This is a genomic window from Gammaproteobacteria bacterium, from assembly GCA_019911805.1.
GTDB lineage: Bacteria > Pseudomonadota > Gammaproteobacteria > Thiohalobacterales > Thiohalobacteraceae > JAHJQQ01.
In genome coordinates this window covers 1-1,382 of record JAIOJV010000030.1, presented here as the reverse complement: position 1 = coordinate 1,382, position 1,382 = coordinate 1, and the positions used below count along the sequence as shown (strand labels likewise).

General features: G+C 56.7%; 3 protein-coding genes. All 3 read right to left on the bottom strand.

What is annotated here, in order from left to right; translation table 11 throughout:
- Positions 1-69: 69 nt before the first annotated feature.
- Positions 70-390 carry a type II toxin-antitoxin system YafQ family toxin gene (locus K8I04_02390; protein MBZ0070569.1) on the bottom strand — a complete coding sequence of 107 codons (321 nt, stop codon included), beginning with the start codon at positions 388-390 and terminating at the stop codon, positions 70-72.
- The gene (locus K8I04_02385) at positions 332-640 is read right to left on the bottom strand and encodes a type II toxin-antitoxin system RelB/DinJ family antitoxin (GenBank protein MBZ0070568.1); all 309 of its coding nucleotides are present in this window, start codon (positions 638-640) and stop codon (positions 332-334) included. Before K8I04_02385 ends, K8I04_02390 begins: the two co-directional genes overlap by 59 nt.
- Positions 641-1,195: 555 nt before the next feature.
- Positions 1,196-1,382, bottom strand: a 187-nt coding sequence (locus K8I04_02380) for a transposase (GenBank protein MBZ0070567.1), incomplete at its 5' end; no start/stop codon positions are given.

The following is a 1,382-nucleotide window of genomic DNA, read 5'->3' as shown; positions in this document are numbered from 1 at the left end:
ATCCCGAATCCCGAATCCCGTAGCCCGGATGGCGGCGTCAGGCCGGTACCCGGGGTATGACAGCGGTTACTATTCGAAAAGATCGGCGTGCGTACCGGCGCGCGTGAAAATGATGGCCCCATCATCCCGCAGGTCGTATATCAGCAGAAAATCCCCGCCGACGTGACATTCACGGAAGCCCTTCCAGTCGCCAGTGAGCCCGTGATCGAAGTACTCGGGCGGTAACGGCTCGTCGTTGGCGATCAATAACAGCATCACCTCTTTGAGGCGGTGCATGTCGTACCGACCCGAACGGCTCAGGCGTTCCCAGTCCTTGAGGAACTGCCGGGTCCTATCGCTTCTTCTTGGCAGGCTTGCGCGCTTGTCCCGCGCGGGTCTTTTCGAGGTCATCCATGAGCCTCTCGGTGGTCGGGAATTTCGCCTTGCGGATTGAACGTGCTTGCTTCATCGCCGCTCGCGTGGTCGCGTTCGGTGTCCTGACCTCGAACGGCAGCCCCTGCTGGGCCACGACCTGGCGCAGGAACAGCCGGATCGCGTCGCTGAGCTTCAGGCCGCAATCGGCCAGCACCTCTGTGGCGCGTTCCTTGAGGTCCGGCTCGATCCGGGAGCGGACATCGGTGGTTTTGAGATTCGGCAGCATGGGTGTGGGCTCCTGACGCGGGCCGCGGGGCGCGAGGGGCGTCGGCTGTGTAGGCGCAATGTAGCTACATTGGGGTTGCTTGTCTAGGGTAGAGCGGCCTTGGTCGCGAACAATTTACCCTTCCGATTGGTTGGCGCATGGGATGATTCTTCAGTAATCTGAGTCTGAAGTCGTGCTAGGCGAGAGATCCATTATCCAACTACTGTGTAGCTCACAAAATGACACCTTACTTTTCGGAGAAACAGCATGTACGGATTAGGCAATTTCTCGGATTACCGCGAAACAGTTGCTGGGGTTATGTATCTGACACCACAGAGAAAAAAAGAAGTCTGGCTCTGCGCTCCATTGATGCCAGTCTCAAAAATGATTGATCCTAGTCGTTTTCTGTGGGGCGTAGCCGTTCAGTTCGTCGACCTAGGGAACGTCTGAATAAGTCATGAAAAACACCAATCCCATTTCACGATGCTGATATTTTTCATGGGTAATCGTCTTTTTCGCCAGTGTTGCGCTCGGTTTTCACCGGCTTTCGCACTGGATTGTGCGATTCCGCCCGTTTCAGGCGCACGTACCCCGCGCCAGGCAAATCAATCGTCTTCGTGCCGTATACAGGTTCGTCAACGCACACAGCACAAACAGCGCGTGGGCGTTCTTGGCCAGCCCACGGTAGCGGACCTTGGTAAAACCAAACACCCGCTTGATGACACCGAAGAGATGCTCGACCTTGGCCCTGACTTTCGACTTG

Excerpts from the sequence above, each read along its gene's own strand:
- K8I04_02390 (MBZ0070569.1), bottom strand. The coding sequence starts at position 390 with ATGACCTCGAAAAGACCCGCGCGGGACAAGCGCGCAAGCCTGCCAAGA.
- K8I04_02385 (MBZ0070568.1), bottom strand. The coding sequence starts at position 640 with ATGCTGCCGAATCTCAAAACCACCGATGTCCGCTCCCGGATCGAGCCG.